This is a genomic window from Dyella sp. 01N36 (assembly GCF_056399745.1).
In genome coordinates, this window is record NZ_JBFTRY010000030.1 from 1 (window position 1) to 16,497 (window position 16,497).

Genomic DNA, 16,497 nt, shown 5'->3' on the forward strand with positions numbered 1-16,497 from the left:
CGCCTGTCCGGCGGTCATCGCGACGTGCCGGTGGTGCTGCTGCCGCTGCTCAACGATCTGCGTTCCAGCCGCGGCCAGCAGGCGCTGCACGAATCGGCGCTGTTCACGCCCAATCTCGAATTCCCGTTGCCGGCGCAGGCGCCGACGCCGCCGGCGGAATTGCTGGTGGAGCGTCAACGCAGCGAAGTCACCGCGCTGCGCCTGCGCTTCCAGCAGCAGCTGCTGTCGTGGTTCCGCGGTCAGGGTAACGACCAGCAGCTGGGCGGCATGATCCAGACGCTGGACGCCATCACCGCGCGCTGCCACACCATCCCGGGCCGTCGCCTGTGGTGGATTGCGGCCGGCGTGCTTGAAGGCGTGCAGCAAGGTGCACTCAAGGCCCAGGCCGGCGAAGTGCGCCAGTTGATCGGCAAGGTCGACCGCAGTATTCGCCAGCTGGTGGAACACGGCGAAGCGAACCTGCGCGGCGGCGACGCCGACGAGCTCGCACGCAAGCTGCTGTACGTGGTTGGGCAAGTCCGTCAGGGCAGCCCGCGCATGGAACTGCTGCGCCAGACTTATTCGCTGGACGCATTGCTGCCCGAGGCAAGCGAGATCGAACACGCCCGCGGCTCGATGGCAGGCCACAACCGCGCGTTGCTGGACTCCGTCGCCAAGGCGCTCAAGGACGACCTGCTGCGGGTCAAGGAAGCGCTCGATCTGTTCCTGCGCCAGACCGACGCCGATCCGGGTCAGCTGTCCAGTCAGACCGAAGTGCTCGAACGCGTCGGCGACACCCTGGGCATGCTTGCCTTGGGCGTGCCGCGTCGCGTGGTCAATGAACAGCGTCGCGTGCTGGAAGAAATCGCCAGCCGCGTGCGTGCGCCGGACGAAGAGCTGCTGCTCGACGTCGCCGGCGCGCTGCTCTACGTGGAAGCTTCGCTCGACGATCACATCGAGAGCCTCGGCGCCGACGGCGAAACCGCCGCCGAAATGCCGACCGCGATGCTGCCGCGCAGCGAAGCGCGCCACATCCTCGCCACGCTGATGCACGAGGCCACCGCCAACACCGGCAAGGTGAAGGACGCCATCGTCGCCTATGTCGAATCGGGCTGGCAGGCGACGCAGCTGGCCGACGTCGGCGCGCTGATGGACGAAGTCGCCGGTGCGATGCGCATGCTGTCCGCGCCGCGTCCGGCCGAACTGGCCGAGGGCATTGGCCGCTTCGTCGGCAACGAGCTGCTCGCCGACCGCCGCGTGCCCAGCACCGCGCAGATGGATCACCTCGCCGACGCACTCGCCGCCCTCGAGTACTACCTCGAAGCCGCGCGCGAACATCGTGGCGGTCTGGAACACATTCTCGATGTCGCCGAGCACAGCCTCAGCAGCCTCGGTTACTGGCCGCCGCCGGCCGTCCGTGCGCCGTCGGAAGACGAGCTGGACGAGCCGCCGGCAGACGTCGCACGCGCCGCGGACGCCGCACTTGCCGCCACGCTCGCCAACCAGCCGGAACTTTCCGAAAGCGTCAGCCTGGGTCACGGTGAAGACCTGTCGGGTCTGATCGTGGGTCACAGCGAGACGCCCGAGCCGGTGCCGCAGGAGATCACCGGCCTGCGCCTGGCCGATACCGTGCACGTCACGCCGCAGGAACCGGTACAGACCAGCGAAGACGACTGGATCGAAATCGAAGAAGAAATCGTCGAGGAAGTGACGGTTTCCGGCTACGCCGCGGTCGAAGCGGGCTTCCAGTCCAGCACCGCCGGCATCGACGACGACATCCGCGACATCTTCCTGGAAGAAATGCAGGAAGAGATCGACAACCTGCATGCCGCGCGCAAGACCTGGCTGGCCGATCCGCAACAGCTGGACTCGCTCACCTCGATCCGTCGCTCCTTCCACACGCTCAAGGGTTCGGGCCGCCTGGTCGGCGCGACCATGCTGGGCGAGTTCGCGTGGAAGGTCGAAAACATGCTCAACCGCGTGCTGGATCAGTCGATCCCGCCGAGCCAGGGCGTGCAGGAAGTGGTCAGCGCCGCCATCGACGCCTTGCCGCAACTGCGTACCGCGCTGACGGGCGATGGCCTGGTCACGGCCCCGCTCACGGCCATCATGGAAATCTCCGAGCGCCTGTCGGCCGGTCAGGTGGATGCCCGCCTGGCCGACATTGCTCCCGTCAGTGGCACCGAGACGGTGCGACGCGTGGTGCGCCGTCGCGTGCCGCGTGTGGACACCTCCGCCGAAGCCATTCCGGCGTCCAGCCTGGCCGGGATCGAAAGCTCGCCGGCCGAGCCGGTGGCGCCTGTGCATGACTTCATCGCCGCGCCTGTGATGCCGCCGATCGATCCGGTGCTGCTGGAAATCCTGCGCAGCGAAGTGGCGCAGTACCTGGCCACCATCCGCACCGCGATCAACCGCGTCGACGGCGAACTGCGCGTGGAGGACAGCCTGTTGCGCGCCGTCCACACGCTGCATGGCGCCATCGCGATGGTCGACATCCCGGTGCTGACGCAGCTGTTGTCGCCGCTGGAAAGCCTGCTCAAGCGCCTGCGCGCCGCGGGCCTGCCGCTGTCGCCGGAAGGCGTGATGCTGCTGAGCCAGAGCGCCGATGCAGTCGATCACGTCATGGGTCAGTTCGACGTGCCGTCGCCGCAGCTGCCGGATCTGGACAATCTGATCCATCGCCTCACGGAGCTGCGCGACAGCCAGCCCGAGCCGCAAGTGGCGCACGTGCTGTTCGAAACCCCTGCCGATGTTTCGGACGAYGCACCGCTGCACGCCGCCGAAGCCTCGCACGAAGCAACTTTCGGTGCCTCGCTGGACGAAGCGCTCTCCGACGCCTCGCAGCCGGTCGAGCATATCGAGCTGGCCTCGCCGCCGGCCGTATCCGAGACCGACAAGTACACCGACGAACTGCTCGCGGCCTTGGGCGAGTTCGATCTCGATGCCCACTTGCCGACGGGCGAGCCAAGCTCGCATCACGTAACGACCCACGTGCCGGCGATCGACGAAGACGACTTCAGCAAGGCCTATGCCGACCTGCTCGACGACGCCGAGACGCTGGAAATCGGTCCGGTGGCCGACGAGGCCGAGGCATCGGTCGAACACGTCGCTGTGCCGGAAGCTGAGCTCGAGGAGACGGCGCCGTCCGTCGAGATCGAGTCGACCGAGCCGGAACTCGAGCAGCTTGCCGAGCCGGTGATCGAACACATCGAGCCGGTCGAGGAAATCGTCACGCTCGAGGAAACGCCGATCGAAGAGATCGTGCTGGAAGCACCGGTGCTCGATGCGCCGGAACTGCCGAGCGAAGAAGAGGCCTTGGTCGAAGCCGCGGCGGCCCCCGAAGCGGAGGTCGAAGCGACGCCGACGCAGGCTGCGCCGGAAGAAGAATTCGACGAGAACGCACTGCTGCCCAGCCAGATCGATCCGGACCTGCTGGAAATCTTCATCGAGGAAGCACGCGAGATTCTCGATCACTCCGACGGCGTGCTGGCCTTGTGGCGCGCCGAGCCGAGTGCGATCGAACATCTGGGCGAGATCCTGCGCGACCTGCACACGCTCAAGGGCGGTGCGCGCATTGCCGGCATGGTGCCGGTGGGCGATCTCACGCACGCCATCGAAACCGCGCTGGAACGGCCGATCCACGCCGAATCGGCGCATATCGGCGAGCTGATTGCCGCGCTGGAAGTGGGCTTCGACAAACTGCACGGTCTGGTGCAACTGGTCTCGCAAGGCCGCGCGGTGGCCTACCCGAAGGCTCTCATCGACCGTTTCCTGGCGATGTCCGGCGAAGGCGAGGCGGCGGTGCCCGCCGAGGCGCCGGAAGCTCCCAACGTGGTGCCGTTCCCGGCTCGCCCGGTGGTGTTGTCCGAGCCGCTGCCCGAACTCTTGCCGGAGCTGTTGCCGGAAGATCGCGACGACGCACCGAGCACGCCGCAGGAACAGATCCGCGTCCGCGCCGAACTGCTCGATACGCTGGTGAACCATGCAGGCGAGGTGGCGATCTACCGCTCGCGCCTCGAACAGCAAGTGGCCGGCTACCGCTTCAACCTGGTCGAACTGGACCAGACCGTGCAGCGTCTGCGCAGCCAGCTGCGCATGATGGAAATCGAAACGGAAGCGCAGATCATCGCGCGCTTCCAGCGCGAGCATCGCGAAGCCGGTATCTCGGTATTCGATCCGCTCGAGCTCGATCGTTTCTCCCAGCTGCAGCAGTACTCGCGTGCGCTGGCCGAGTCGGTATCCGACCTTGTGTCCATCCAGGGCATGCTGGACGAACTGACCCGCCAGGCCGAAACGTTGCTGATCCAGCAGTCGCGCGTGAGCTCGGAGCTGCAGGAAGGCCTGTTGCGCACGCGCATGCTGCCGTTCGACACGATGGTGCCGAACCTGCGCCGCACGCTGCGCCAGGCCGCGCAGGAAGAAGGCAAGGGCGCCCAGCTGTACGTGGAAGGCGCCCACGGCGAAATGGATCGCAACCTGCTCGACCGCATCAAGGCGCCGTTCGAACACATGCTGCGTAACGCTGTGGCGCACGGCATCGAATCGCCCAAGGATCGTCGCAAGGCTGGCAAGCCGGAAGAAGGCGCCGTGCGCATCCGCGTGGCGCGCGAAGCCACCGAGGTGGTGGTGCGCGTGACCGACGATGGCCGCGGTCTCGACCGCGACGCCATCCGCAAGCGTGGCATCGAGCGTGGCCTGATCCGCAACGACACGCGCCTGAGCGACGATCAGGTGCTTGCCCTCATCACCCAGCCTGGCTTCTCCACCGCCAGCAGCGTGACCCAGCTGGCCGGTCGCGGCGTGGGCATGGACGTGGTGGCGAACGAAATCAAGCAGCTCGGCGGTGCGCTGTCGATCGAATCGAAGGAAGGCCAGGGCACGACCTTCGTGCTGCGACTGCCCTTCACGCTCGCGGTCACCCAGGCCATCCTGGTTCGCATCGGCGAATCCAACTACGCCATCCCGATGACCTCGGTGCAGGGCGTGGCGCGCATCAGCCCGGCGGAACTGGCCGAGCGCATGGCCGAGCCGGAGCCGACCTTCCTGTACGGTGGCGAGAGCTTCGACATCCATCACCTGTCCGAATTGCTGGGCGCGGTGACCACGCATGTGGGCGACGACGAGCAGATCCCGTTGCTGCTGACCCGAGCAGGCGACCTGCGTGCCGCGATCCGCATCGATGCCGTGATCGGCTCGCGCGAAATCGTGGTGAAGTCGGTTGGCCCGCAGATCAGCTCGGTGCCGGGCATCCTCGGCGCGACCATCATGGGTGACGGCTCGGTGCTGATCATCCTTGATCTCGCCCCGCTGGTCCGTCACGGCATCTCCCGCCGCCTGCAGCGCCTGGACGAAGGCCTCACCGCGGTGGCGACGCCGGTGGTGGAGGAACAGCGCGTGCGCCCGCTGGTGATGGTGGTCGACGATTCCATCACCATGCGCAAGGTCACCGGCCGCGTGCTGGAACGCCACGAGTACGAAGTGGCCACGGCGAAGGACGGTGTGGACGCACTCGAGAAGCTGCACGAGCGCGTGCCCGATCTGATGCTGCTGGATATCGAAATGCCGCGCATGGACGGCTACGAGCTGGCCACGCAGATGAAGTCCGATCCGCGACTGCGCGATGTGCCGATCATCATGATCACCTCGCGTACCGGCGATAAGCATCGCCAGCGCGCGTTCGACATCGGCGTCGACCGCTACCTCGGCAAGCCTTATCAGGAAGCCGAGTTGCTGGCGCAGATTGGCGAAGTGCTCGAACAGCGCATCACGGAGTCGCTCAATGGCTGAAACGGCGACGGCGGTGGCCTTGTTGTTCGATGACGTGGAACTCGGCGGTCAGCTGCGTGAAGCGTTGCGCGAACGCGGGGCGAGGATCGTGCACGAAGGGGCGCTGTCCACCCTCGACAAGCAGATGCTCGCGAGCACCGGCGCCGAAGTGCTGGTGGTGAACCTGGATGAAGACGCCGACGAGGATCTGGACCGTCTCTACGACGTGATTGACGGCGACCGTCCTCGCGTGGTGTTCAACGATGCCGCCGCCAGTCGCTCGCTCAACGGCTGGGACCGTGCCCGTTGGGCGCGCCACCTCGCCGTCAAGGTGATGGCGCAGGGCGATCTCGATCCGCCGCGTCCGCAGGATGCGCAGGCCGTGCCTGAAGTGGCCGAGCCAGCATTCGCGGAAAGCGTCGAGGTTCCGGCGGTCGTCGTGGCGGAGGAGCCGCTGCCCAGTTTCGCCGCCGCACTGGAACCGGTCGCGCTGGCCGAGATCACCCCAGCCGAGATCACGCCGCAGGCAGTGGAAGCCACCGAAGAGCAGTCCGAATCGCTGGCTGCCGAGTTGGAGGCCTTCATCGCCGCCGATGAGCCGGCCTTGGTGGAAGCGGAGGCGGGTTCGGAGCTGTCGTTCCATGCCGCCGACGAACCGCTGCACCTGGACGATTTCGCTGCGCTCAAGGATGTGCCGTTCGAAGCGGAAGACGAATTCGGTTCGGGCCTGAAGTTCTCAGCCGACGAACCGCTGCCGGAACTGCATGACGGCAACTTCGGCGCGCTCGAAGGCGAAGTGGTCGCCGACCACGATTTTGGCTCGGGGCTGAAATTCAGCGGCGACGCCGAACTGCCGCCGCTGCATGACGGCAGCTTTGGCCTGGATACGCTGGCGACCCAGGGCCATGCACCGATCGATGCGCCGGCACAGGATGCCGCTGCTCGCCACATGCCCTCGTTCCAGCTTGACCATCTAGCCCTGGCGCCGCTCGACGAATCGTTCATGGCGTCGGTCGCGGCGGCGGAGAGCCAGAACAAATCGCCCGCATCCTTGCTGGGCGCGGCGTCGGCCTGGGCTCTGCTCGACGAAGGCGAGGCGCCCGCGCCTGCGGCGTCTGCACCGGCGCCGGCCAAGGCCGCCCATTTCGGCGTCGAAAAACTCAGCGCCGCGGATTTCCTGGCGCCGGAAGGCGGCGAAGAAACCGCATCCATCATCGAGCCGGGCATGACACTGGAACTGGTGTCGATCGAAGAAGCGCTGGCGCCGAAGGAATACGACGGCGGCAATGAAATGCTGCTGGACGATCTGGATTCCGCGATTGGCCGCCTGCTCGTGCTGGGCGCCGCCGCGGACAGTCTCGAGGCGGTGTGTTCGTTCCTGTCGATGCTGCCCGGCGACCTGCGCGCGGCCGTGCTGCATGTCCAGCATCTGGGCGGAAAATCCGTCGAGGCACTATCCGATACGCTGACCCGCTATAGCGAAATGCCGGTGCGCGTTGCCGCGCAGGGCGTGCGTGCCCGCGTCGGCGAGGTGCTGGTGGTGCCCGATGGGCAGCAGGCACGCATACATCGCGATGGTCGCGTGGAACTGCAGTCGCTGGACAACAGCGACGTGCGCAGCTCGCCGATCGATGCCAGCTTCACGCTCGCAGCCAACGTGTTTGGTCGCAATGCGCAGGCCATCGTGTTCGCGGGCCAGGCCAACGATGCACTCGGCGGCTGCCAGGCGATCCACGATCGTGGTGGCCAGGTGTGGATCGAGTCGTCTGACGGCCAGTTTGCCGATATGGTGCACGGCATCGAAGCCGAGCGCCTGCACAGTTATTCGGGCACGCCTGCGGAACTCGCGGCGCGCCTGGTGGAAGAGATGTCGATGGAGGGCCGGCGATGAGCGATTTGCCACTACCGCGTGAAATTCGTTGCGTCCTGGTGCCGGTCGGCAACCTGCGCTTGCTGTTGCCCAATGCCACCGTGGCCGAAGTGATCACGATGCCCACGCCCGAAGCGGTGGAAGGGGCGCCCGCGTGGTTGCTCGGCCGCATCGCCTGGCGCGGCTGGCGCGTGCCGCTGGTCTCGTTCAACACGCTGGCGGGAGCCGGCGAGGGCGACAGCGAACAGTCTTACCGCGTCGCCGTGCTGAAGGCGCTGGGYGGTCATCCGGACCTGCCCTTCATTGCCGTGGTGACCCAGGGCTTCCCGCGCCTGACCACGCTCAATGCGGAGCTGATCATCCCGACCCACGACGGCGCGCCGCTGCCGCCAGGCGTGCGGGCACAGGTACTGGTGCGCGACGACATTGCCGTGATCCCGGATCTGGAAGGCATGGAGGCGGAGCTGCTCGAATTGCTCGAGCCGGCCAGCTGAAGCGTCCCCAATGATCTTGTGAGTCCCGAAGACACGCCCTGCATGGGCGTGTCTTCGTTTCTGCGCTTACACGTCGCCGTGCAGGGCCTGCAATGCCGCCAGCGCGGCGAGGCCGGCGGTCTCCGTGCGCAGGATGCGCGGCCCCAGGCGCAGCCCTTCGAAGCCCGCCTCGGTCAATGCAGCCGTATCGCGGTTGCCAAGTCCGCCTTCCGGGCCGACCACCAGCAGGCCTCCGGCCGGCGTGAAACGCAGTTCTCCCGGGCGCCGGCTACCCTCGGGCAACAGGGCCAGGCGTAGCGCTCCATCCTGCGGAAGCTCGCGCAGCCAGTGTTCCAGYGGGATGGCTGGCAGCACCGTAGGCAGGCGGGCACGGCCGCTCTGCTCACAGGCGCTGGCGACGACGGCCTGCCAATGCGCCAGGCGTTTGCCGGCGCGGGCCGGATCGAGCTTCACTTCCGAGCGTTCGGTCAGCAACGGCACGATGTGCGTCACCCCAAGTTCGGTCGCCTTCTGCACGATCAGATCCATCTTTTCGCCCCGGGCCACGCCCTGGGCCAGGGTCAGCGGGAGCGGCGACTCATTGCCGACCGGCTGGGCCGCTTCCACGCGGACGATGACATCGCGCTTGCCGACGGCCTGGATCACTGCGGGGTAGTCCACGCCATCGCCGTTGAAGAGGGTGATGGGCGAGCCGGCCGTAAGGCGCAGCACGCGAGCCACGTGCTCGCCCGCCTGGGCCGGCAGACCCAGTTCCAGGCCCACGGCCAGCGGCAGGTCGACATGTATGCGGATCGTGCGCATGAGACGTTAGGGAAGGGAGGAAACGTAAAGCATAGCGGACACCGTCTTATGCGCCTTGCGCCCGACTACCTGAATGCACGGGAGATGCCGCGCCAGGGACATTTGCCTGCCGGCTGGAGCCGGCGCAGCATGTAGGTCATCCCTCATTCCCCGGAGGTGGATCATGGTCAGCAAATCCCTACTCGTACTAGCCATGGCGCTGGGTACGACCCCGCTCGCGATGGCGCAGACCTCGGCGGTCGCGGGTGCCACGGTGCAGACGAGCCAGCAAGGCATGGCTGACCAGTCTGCGTCCAAGAAGCCCCCGCAACCGGGCGACCGCAACTGCATCCAGAGCACTGGCAGCCTGATTCCTGCCAAGCCGGGTACCTGTCTGCCGGTGGCCGGCCGCAGCTACAGCTACCAGGACATCCGCAACACCGGTCAGCCTACGCTGGGTCCGGCATTGCAGCAGCTGGATCCGAGCATCACGGTGACCGGCGGTCACTAAGCCACGGCACGCTCGATGCCTGCCACGGCGGTATCGACGAGATGATCGATCTCGTCGGTACTGACCACGTAAGGCGGCATGAAATAGATGATGTCGCCCAGCGGGCGCAGCAGCGCTTCGTGCTCGAGTCCATGCAGGTAGACGCGCAGCCCGCGCCGTTCCGAAGAGGGGAACGGCGTGCGTCTGGCTTTGTCCGCCACCAATTCCACGGCGGCGATCATGCCGGTCTGGCGCACGTCGGCCACGTTCGGGTGCTCGCGTAGCGGGGCCAGGCGCTTGCGCAAGTGCGATGCCAGCACGCGGTTTCGTTCCAGCACCGGTTCGTCGTCGAAGATCCTCAACGTTTCCAGCGCCACGCGGCAGGCAAGCGGATTGCCGGTATAGCTGTGCGAGTGAAGAAATGCCTTGCCTGCGCTGTACTCGGCGTAGAACGCCTCGTACACCCTGGTGGTCGTCAGCACCGCGGACAACGGCAGGAATCCGCCGGTAAGTCCCTTGGAAAGGCACATGAAGTCCGGCGACACGCTGGCCTGTTCGCACGCGAACAGCGTGCCCGTGCGACCGAAGCCCACGGCAATTTCATCGGCGATGAAATGCACGTCGTATTCGTCGCACAGGCGACGCAATCCCGCGAGATAGTCCGGGTGATACATGCGCATGCCACCGGCGCATTGCACCAGCGGTTCCACGATGACCGCACACACTTCGTGCGCGTGCTGCTCCAGCAGCTGACGCAGTTCATCGAGACGACGTTTGGCGACGTCACCGGGACTCTCGCCTGGCAACGCCTCATACGTATCGGCCGAAGGCGCGAGGATGGGCGTGAGCAGCAAGGGCGCGTACGTCTTGCGATAGAGCGCCACGTCGCTGACGGACAACGCACCCAGCGTCTCGCCGTGATAGCTGCCGGTCAAGGCGATGAAACGCGTCTTTTCGCCGTGCCCCTGGTTGAGCCAGTAGTGGAAGCTCATCTTCAGCGCCACTTCGATGGCGGCCGAACCATTGTCGGCATAGAACACGCGATCCAGGCCCGGCGGCGTCACGCGCACCAGGGCTTCGGCGAGCGCGACGGCGGGCTCGTGCGTGAATCCAGCAAAAATCACATGCTCCAGGGTCTTGGCCTGATCAGCCAGGGCCGCTGCCAGGCGCGGATTGGCGTGGCCGAACAGGTTGGTCCACCACGAGCTGATGCCATCGAGGTATCGCCGGCCGCTCGTATCGATCAGCCAGGCGCCCTCGCCGCGGGCGATGGGCACCATCGGCACCGTCTGGTGATCGTGCATCTGCGTGCAGGGATGCCATAGCAGGCTCAGGTCCCGACGCACCAGCGCGTCGGCAGCGGGGAGAGTGTTCATCCGGCTATGATCGGCGTTTCGAGCGTGCCTGCTCAAGTCTTGCGTCCACCAGGGAGCCGATTTGAAGGTCTGGCGTACTGCACTCACGGGCCTGTTGGCCTTACTGATCGCCGCTTTTGCGCTGCTGTGGTTCCTGCCGGCACGCTGGGCCATGCCCTGGCTGGATGCCCGCCTGAACGGCGTGCGCCTGCAGCAGGTCAGCGGCCTGCTATGGGACGGCAAGGCGGGCAAGGTGCTGTCGGCGCGGGGCGAGAACCTGGGCACGCTGCAATGGCAGTTGTCGCGCGCTGTACTGCTGGGCGACAACCGCCTGCATGTGGAACTGCATGGTCCCCGTGTCGATGTCGTGGGCACGATGACCGGCAGCCGCGCCACCGAGGCCACCTGGACGGACGTCCAAATGCGCATCGATCTCGACGTACTAGGCGGCGGTCCTTTGGTATTGGGAGGGTTGCCGCGAGGCACGCTGCGGGTTGCCGCGGGCAGCATCGAATTGCGTGGCGGGTGGCCCTGGTCAATGGATACGCAGGTGGAGTGGCGGGATGCTGTGTTGAGCATGCCGCGCCAGGGAGATCTACGCCTGGGCAGTGTGCATGCCGAGCTGCGCGCAGCGAATGGCGTTATCGACGGCCCCGTGCAGGACGACGGCCATGGTCCGCTGCGCGTCGATGGCCATTTGCAATTGAGCCCTCTGGCGCGTCGCTTCGACGCCGTCGCGGCGCCGCGCGGCAGTCATCCCACGCTACAGCGCTGGCTGGCCGGTTTTGGCGCGGTCGATGCCGATGGCGTCACGCACATCCATTACAGTGGCGGTCTGGCCGCCGCCATCCATGGGGAACAACGATGAGCGAACTGGATCTGCCCAAGGCGCTCGCCGCCGCACGCGAAGCCGCCGAGGCAGCCGCGCTGGTGCTTCGGCACTACTGGCGCAAGGGCGTGGCAGTGGAACTCAAGAGCGACGACACGCCGGTCACCGTGGCCGATCGCGAAGCGGAACTGGCGATACGCGAGATCCTGCAGAAAGCGCTGCCGCAAGCCTCCATCTACGGCGAGGAATTCGGCCGCGACGACCACAGCTCCGAGCTGCTGTGGCTGGTCGATCCGCTGGATGGCACCAAGAGCTTCGTGCGTCGAACGCCATTTTTCTCCACCCAGATCGCACTCATGCATCGCGGCGAGCTGGTGCTGGGCGTATCCAGCGCGCCTGTCTACGGCGAGGTCATGTGGGCCAGCGCAGGCGGCGGCAGCTGGTTCGACGGCGAGCGCGTGCAGGTGGCCCCGACCCAGGCGATGGCGCAGGCATCGCTTTCCACCGGCAACATCAAGACGCTGACCAGAGATGCACGCTGGCAAGCGCTGGGCGCCATGATCGCCGACAGCAATCGCATCCGCGGCTATGGCGATTTCTGCCACTACCACCTGCTGGCGCGAGGGGGACTGGATCTGGTCATCGAGTCCGATGTGAACATTCTCGACGTGGCCGCGCTCGCCGTCATCGTGCGCGAAGCAGGCGGCGTGTTTACCGATATCCACGGCCACGCGCTCTCGCTCGACACGACGAGCGTGCTTGCCGGTACGCCGGCAATTCATGCCCAGGCGCTCTCCCGTCTTGCACTCCCGCACTGAGGAACGCTCATGGAAGGTCTCGCTCCCATCTATGCATGGATTCTTGGCAACAGCCCGATGTTCATCGCGGCGGTCGTGGGCATCGGTCTGGCCGCCGTGCTGTGGCCGACCGCGCGCAAGTCGGCGCTGCTGATGCTGGTGGCCTGCGCGCTGCAGGTACTGATCACGTTGGCCAATGCGGGCATGTATGGCTGGTATCTGCCCCATGCGACGGCGCAGGGGACGATGGCCAGCGTCCGGGGCGTCCTGATGATCTGGTCGGTGCTTGGCAGCCTGCTGCACGCGATCGCGTTCGGCTTGCTGATCTGGGCCGCTTTTGATGGCCGCAAGCAGGTTGCGGCGGCCAGTCGCTGAGCCGCGCTACAATCGCCCGATGCACAAGCCACCGATCATCCATGCCACCCGGGACGTGCACGACAGCAGTTTTCTACGCGTCGAGCAGCTCGATCTCGAATTCTCCAACGGTGAACGCCGCACCTACGAACGCCTGAAGGGCAGCGGGTTGGGCGCCGTCATCATCGTGCCGATGATCGACGACGAGACCGTGCTGCTGATCCGCGAGTACGGTGCCGGCGTCGGCCGTTACGAACTAGGCCTGCCCAAAGGGCGCCTGGACCGCGACGAAACGGTGGAGCAGGGCGCCGATCGCGAGCTCAAGGAAGAGATCGGCTATGGCGCGCACAAGCTGAAGATCCTGCACAACCTGTCGTTGTCGCCGTCGTACATGACGCATATGGCGCACGTGGTGCTCGCGCAGGATCTCTATCCGGAGCGTCTGGAAGGCGACGAGCCCGAAGAACTCGAAGTGGTGCCGTGGAAGCTGGCCGACCTGCACACGCTGGTGGCTCGCGACGATGTCACCGAAGGCCGTTCCATTGCCGCACTCTTCATGGCTCGCGAATACCTCGCCGGCCGGTTTCAGCCGACATGACCGACGTACCGTTCTCCACGTTGCTGCAGCAGATCGCAGCGATCGCCCGCGATGCGGCTGACGCGATCCTGGTCGTCTACGGCCAGGATTTCGAAGTCGAGCGCAAACAGGATCACTCGCCCGTGACCGCCGCCGATCTCGCTGCCCAGCGCGTGATCACTGCCGGCCTCGCCAGCCTGGATGGCGTGCTGCCGGTCATTTCCGAAGAGGCACGGGCGGCCCCATGGTCGCAGCGGCGCGAATGGCCACGTTACTGGCTGGTCGACCCGCTGGATGGCACGCGCGAGTTCATCAAGCGCAATGGCGAGTTCGCGGTGAACATCGCGCTGATCGAAAATCACCAGCCCGTACTCGGCGTGGTGCTGGCGCCGGTGACGGGCGAGCTCTACGCCGCTGCCCGCGGCGAAGGGGCGTGGCTGCAGCGCCAAGCCGGCGCCGACTGGCAGCGCATCGGCACGCGCGGCCTGCCCGAACTGGCAACGGTCGCCGGCAGCCGCTCGCACGGCGGCTCGGCCGTGGCCTTGCTGCAACAGCTTATCGGCGATGACTACACCTCGGTGCCGCTGGGTTCATCGCTCAAGTTCTGCCTGGTGGCGCGTGGCGATGCGGACGTCTATCTGCGCCGCGGCGCCACCAGCGAGTGGGATACCGCTGCTGCGCAAAGCGTGCTGGAAGAAGCCGGCGGCGCCGTGCTCGACCTCAACGGCGAGCCGCTGCGTTACAACCGCGGCGATTCGCTGATCAACCCCGAATTCATCGCCGTGGGCGACGCCGCCATCGATTGGAAGGGGCGCCTGCAGTCGGCCGATCTGGAAGCCTTATGAGCGAATCCAGGCAGCACAGCATGGACGACCTGCTCGCCATCATGGCGCGCCTGCGCGACCCGCGGAACGGCTGCCCCTGGGATGTGCAGCAGGATTTCGCCACGATCGCGCCGTACACCATCGAAGAAGCCTACGAAGTCGCCGACGCCATCGATCGCAAGGATTGGCCCGATCTGCGCGACGAACTCGGCGATCTGCTGCTGCAGGTCGTGTTCCATGCGCAGATGGCGCGGGAAGCGGGCCTGTTCGAATTTGCTGACGTGGCCCACGCCATCAGCGACAAGATGCTGCGTCGTCATCCGCACGTGTTCGGCGATGAGAGCTACGACGATCTCGACGCGCAAAAGCAGGGCTGGGAAGACATCAAGGCCGCCGAGCGCGCCGCCAAGGGCGAACAGCATGACGACAGCGCGCTGGCCGGCGTGTCGCGCGGACTGCCCGAGTGGAAGCGTGCACTGAAATTGCAGGAGCGCGCCGCCAAGGTCGGTTTCGATTGGCCGGACGAGCAGCCCGTGCTGGACAAGCTGCTCGAAGAAGTGGACGAAGTGCGTGCCGAGTTCGCCAACGGCCGCGACCGTCAGCGCCTGCAGGATGAAATTGGCGATGTCTTGTTCGTGATGGTGAATCTGGCGCGCCACGCCGACGTGGATTTTTCGCAGGCACTGCGCCACGCCAATGCCAAGTTCGAACGTCGCTTCCGCGCCATGGAGCAGCTGGCAAACGGAGATGGCAAACGCCTGGCCGAGCACGATCTCCCGGCGCAGGAAGCGTTGTGGCAACGCGCCAAGCGTTTGGACGACACGCCCGCCTGACGCCCGTCGGGCCTGCAAAAAAAAGGAGGCACGGGCTCTGGGGTTCCCGTGCCTCAGGGCATGGCGCTGCCTACCGGCAGTGCCGCTTTTCTTCTTATGCTTTAAGACTTCGGCTGATTGCTGCGCTGTTCCCACTGGCTGCGCAGCTTGTCCATTTGCGCGCGCATCTTCGCTTCGTTGGCGAGGTTCTCATCGAGACTCTTGCGCAGCGTAGCGATCGCCTGATCGGTATTGGCCGGCGCCGCCTGCAGGCGGGCGAGCTGGTGATACACGTAGGTGCGCACGCGCGGGTCCTGCGACTTGGACAGCACGTCGTTGTAGAGCGCGGGCAGTTCCTTGCTGCGGCCGCTTTCGCGGTACAGGTGTTCCAGCGCGACGAGGTCGCCAATCACCGGCGCTTCCGGACCGGCCATGTCGGGCCGGCCGAACCCGGGGTGGCCAAAACCGCCAACTTCAGGACCGCCCATGGGGCCCGGCATGGCGTCATGCGCCATCGGCGCGGCCTTGCCGGCGGGGCCCTTGGCGGGCGGTGCCGAGGGGGCGTCCTGGGCCATGGCCAGCGAGGCCACAACGGCAACCGTCAGGGCGAGTGCGGAGGCGAGCAGTGTCTTGCGTTGCATGGCAGTGGGTCCCCACGTCGGTTCGTGAAGTCTCCAAAAACGTTGGTGGCCGGCACGCGTTGACGCCCCGCCTATAAACCTTTTCCCGCGGGCCGCCATCCAAGCCTTGTCCCGTCAACAAGGAGCACCTCATGCGCCGCCTTATCCTCGCCGTCCTGCTGCTGGCACCGCTGGCTTCCTATGCCGACCAGTGCCAGTACTCGGCCCCGCGAAATCTCACGCTCGACCTTGCCGGCGTGCGCGAAGTTCAGGTGGAACTGCGCAGTCACGACCTGCACCTGAGCGGCAGCGATGGCGCCAAGGGCGGCACGGTCACCGGCCGCGCCTGCGCCTCCGATCCGAAGCTGCTGGACGATCTCACCGTGACGCAGCATCGCGAGGGCGATCGCCTGATCGTGGAAGTGGGCGGCCATGAGCACAGCCACATCTCGTTTGGTTACACGTACACCGACCTGAAACTGGATATGCAGGTGCCGTCGCAGATCCCGGTGGTGCTCAACGTGGGTTCGGGCGATGCATGGGTCAGCGGACTGCAGCGCCTGAGCACCCAGGTCGGTTCCGGTGATGTGCACGTCAGCAAGATTTCCGGCCCGTTTGCCCTGAGCGTCGGCTCGGGCGACATCGATGTGAACGATGTGGGCAGCTTGGATGTGGGCTCGGTCGGCTCTGGCGACCTCAAGATCAGCGGCGTGCGCGGCGATGCCCGCGTGGGCAGCATCGGCTCGGGCGACATCGGCATTCGCAGCGTGGGTGGCAGCGTGCGCGTCGATACGCTCGGCTCCGGCGACCTGGTGGTGCACGACGTGCAGGGCGACTTCACGCTCGGCGCCAAGGGTAGCGGCGACGTGAGCCACTCCGGCATCAAGGGCAAGGTGAGCGTGCCGCGCGACCGCGACGACTGATTCGTCAGATCTCGAACGACTCAGGCG

General features: G+C 66.3%; 14 protein-coding genes. 11 read left to right on the plus strand and 3 right to left on the minus strand.

Annotation, left to right across the window (positions count from 1 at the left end):
* The 3 genes from AC1DMG_RS08540 to AC1DMG_RS08550 form a co-directional block, all read left to right on the plus strand.
* Window positions 1-5,766, plus strand: a 5,766-nt coding sequence (locus AC1DMG_RS08540) for an Hpt domain-containing protein (RefSeq protein ID WP_477180406.1), incomplete at its 5' end; no start/stop codon positions are given.
* Complete coding sequence (locus AC1DMG_RS08545) at window positions 5,759-7,636, plus strand: chemotaxis protein CheB (protein ID WP_477177943.1); 1,878 nt, start codon at window positions 5,759-5,761, stop codon at window positions 7,634-7,636. The genes AC1DMG_RS08540 and AC1DMG_RS08545, both read left to right, overlap by 8 nt.
* The gene (locus AC1DMG_RS08550; protein WP_441602518.1) at window positions 7,633-8,109 is read left to right on the plus strand and encodes a chemotaxis protein CheW; all 477 of its coding nucleotides are present in this window, start codon (window positions 7,633-7,635) and stop codon (window positions 8,107-8,109) included. The genes AC1DMG_RS08545 and AC1DMG_RS08550 overlap by 4 nt, the downstream gene beginning before the upstream one ends.
* A gap of 66 nt (window positions 8,110-8,175) precedes the next feature.
* On the opposite strand, the gene AC1DMG_RS08555 is transcribed toward AC1DMG_RS08550, so the two are convergent.
* Window positions 8,176-8,910 (minus strand): 16S rRNA (uracil(1498)-N(3))-methyltransferase, encoded by a 735-nt coding sequence (locus AC1DMG_RS08555; RefSeq protein ID WP_477177944.1) that lies wholly within the window; start codon window positions 8,908-8,910, stop codon window positions 8,176-8,178.
* Window positions 8,911-9,073: 163 nt separating this feature from the next.
* Here AC1DMG_RS08555 and AC1DMG_RS08560 point away from each other — a divergent pair, with 163 nt between their 5' ends.
* Complete coding sequence (locus AC1DMG_RS08560; RefSeq protein ID WP_441602520.1) at window positions 9,074-9,400, plus strand: hypothetical protein; 327 nt, start codon at window positions 9,074-9,076, stop codon at window positions 9,398-9,400.
* On the opposite strand, the gene AC1DMG_RS08565 is transcribed toward AC1DMG_RS08560, so the two are convergent.
* Entirely contained in the window at window positions 9,397-10,755 is a 1,359-nt protein-coding gene (locus AC1DMG_RS08565; protein WP_477177945.1) for an adenosylmethionine--8-amino-7-oxononanoate transaminase, read from the minus strand. The genes AC1DMG_RS08560 and AC1DMG_RS08565 overlap by 4 nt on opposite strands.
* 61 nt (window positions 10,756-10,816) lie before the next feature.
* Between AC1DMG_RS08565 and gspN the strand changes: the two genes are divergently transcribed.
* From gspN to mazG, 6 genes are read left to right on the plus strand one after another with little or no spacing between them, the layout of a single operon-like run.
* Window positions 10,817-11,602: a type II secretion system protein N gene (gene gspN, locus AC1DMG_RS08570; protein ID WP_441602522.1), complete on the plus strand. Its 786-nt coding sequence runs from the start codon at window positions 10,817-10,819 to the stop codon at window positions 11,600-11,602.
* A complete protein-coding gene (locus AC1DMG_RS08575; protein ID WP_477177946.1) occupies window positions 11,599-12,381 on the plus strand; it encodes an inositol monophosphatase family protein in 783 nt (260 codons plus the stop codon). Before gspN ends, AC1DMG_RS08575 begins: the two co-directional genes overlap by 4 nt.
* 9 nt (window positions 12,382-12,390) lie before the next feature.
* Complete coding sequence (locus AC1DMG_RS08580) at window positions 12,391-12,735, plus strand: hypothetical protein (protein WP_441602524.1); 345 nt, start codon at window positions 12,391-12,393, stop codon at window positions 12,733-12,735.
* A gap of 19 nt (window positions 12,736-12,754) precedes the next feature.
* The gene (gene nudE, locus AC1DMG_RS08585) at window positions 12,755-13,312 is read left to right on the plus strand and encodes an ADP compounds hydrolase NudE (RefSeq protein ID WP_121878143.1); all 558 of its coding nucleotides are present in this window, start codon (window positions 12,755-12,757) and stop codon (window positions 13,310-13,312) included.
* A complete protein-coding gene (gene cysQ, locus AC1DMG_RS08590) occupies window positions 13,309-14,136 on the plus strand; it encodes a 3'(2'),5'-bisphosphate nucleotidase CysQ (RefSeq protein WP_477177947.1) in 828 nt (275 codons plus the stop codon). Before nudE ends, cysQ begins: the two co-directional genes overlap by 4 nt.
* Entirely contained in the window at window positions 14,133-14,948 is an 816-nt protein-coding gene (gene mazG, locus AC1DMG_RS08595; protein ID WP_477177948.1) for a nucleoside triphosphate pyrophosphohydrolase, read from the plus strand. Before cysQ ends, mazG begins: the two co-directional genes overlap by 4 nt.
* A gap of 101 nt (window positions 14,949-15,049) precedes the next feature.
* Here mazG and AC1DMG_RS08600 read toward each other — a convergent pair whose 3' ends face one another.
* Entirely contained in the window at window positions 15,050-15,568 is a 519-nt protein-coding gene (locus tag AC1DMG_RS08600; RefSeq protein ID WP_441602527.1) for a hypothetical protein, read from the minus strand.
* Window positions 15,569-15,699: 131 nt separating this feature from the next.
* Between AC1DMG_RS08600 and AC1DMG_RS08605 the strand changes: the two genes are divergently transcribed.
* Window positions 15,700-16,470: a DUF4097 family beta strand repeat-containing protein gene (locus tag AC1DMG_RS08605; protein ID WP_477175359.1), complete on the plus strand. Its 771-nt coding sequence runs from the start codon at window positions 15,700-15,702 to the stop codon at window positions 16,468-16,470.
* Window positions 16,471-16,497: the final 27 nt, after the last annotated feature.